Origin of the sequence: Vibrio sp. YT-15, assembly GCF_033337445.1 — a bacterium.
GTDB classification, from domain to species: Bacteria; Pseudomonadota; Gammaproteobacteria; order Enterobacterales; family Vibrionaceae; genus Vibrio; species Vibrio alginolyticus.
Genome location: NZ_JAWOQR010000107.1, coordinates 1 through 1,237 on the forward strand (window position 1 = coordinate 1; position 1,237 = coordinate 1,237).

At 32.1% G+C, this 1,237-nt stretch carries 1 protein-coding gene; it reads left to right on the forward strand.

What is annotated here, in order from left to right:
- Positions 1 to 166: 166 nt before the first annotated feature.
- Positions 167 to 1,039, forward strand: coding sequence for a hypothetical protein (locus R7D93_RS25610; protein WP_053307426.1), 873 nt, complete (start codon positions 167 to 169; stop codon positions 1,037 to 1,039).
- Positions 1,040 to 1,237 lie beyond the last annotated feature (198 nt).

Genomic DNA, 1,237 nt, shown 5'->3' on the forward strand with positions numbered 1-1,237 from the left:
GCCGTTGACGGAGCAGTTGCAAAATGAAGTGCTGTCATTACCGATGTCGCCTTACTTGAGTGAACAAGAGAGAAGTGCTGTGGTCGATGCAGTGAACTCTTTTAGAATGTAAGGTTCGTAAAGCAATATAATATAATCGGTCACTTAAAATAAGTACATTAATAAAATGAAATCAAAAATTAGATATTTTCTAGAGGTTGTAATATTTCATTTGCATACTTTTTTTTCGAGAGTGCGATTTTTTCTTTCGAAAGATAATAGTTTAAATGAAATTTACTCTAGTAATAAAAGTAAAAAGTGCATAGTTTTAGGGAATGGCCCTTCAATAAAAAATGATATAGAAGTTATAAAAAGACAAATAGGTAGCTCTGATTATTTGGCAGTTAATCACTTCTGTGAAAGTAGTGATTTTGAAATACTAAAACCAAATAAGTACGTTCTACTAGATGAATATTTTTGGCATCCTGATGCAAGCTTGGATTTAATAGAAAAAAGAGATAAAATGTTTTCTGCTCTAAATAAAGTGAGCTGGGAGATAGAGCTTTTTTTGCCTTATTATAGCGATAAGTCATTTATAAAAAATAAAATAGATAATAATTTTATTACCATTAATTTTTATAAAGTTGTTCCTGTGCAAGGAGTACCAATAAATGACGATAAAATAATAAGCTTATTTGATAGTGGTACGTATGGTCCAGCCGCATGTAATGTTTTAATTTACGGTGTTTACGTTGCTATTATGAGTGGGTATAAAGATATTGAAATTTTTGGTGCGGATTTTTCTTTCCATAATGATGTGTTTGTGGATCAAAAAGATAATTCGTTAAAGATTAAATACAAGCATTTTTATGGTGAAAGTGAATATGTTCCTTTTATGAAAAATCCAACCAAGAAAGAAGCGTTTAGGATGTCTGAATTTATGCACATAACATACGAGACTTGCTTGGCTCATGATCGGCTAAGTAAGTTGGCCGAAAAACGTGGGATTAAAATAAGGAACAGGTCGACTTATTCAATGATAGACTCTTATCCTAGATAAAACTTTTAATTTAACTAACTTATATGGCTGTATTATGCAAAAAATTCTAGATTGTACTCTTCGAGACGGCGGTTATTACAACAATTGGGACTTTTCACCAGATGTCGTGGACGCTTACCTTACAGCAGTTGCAAAAGCTAAAATTGATTATGTTGAATTAGGGCTTCGTAACTATCCCAAGTCTGTTTACAGTGGTCC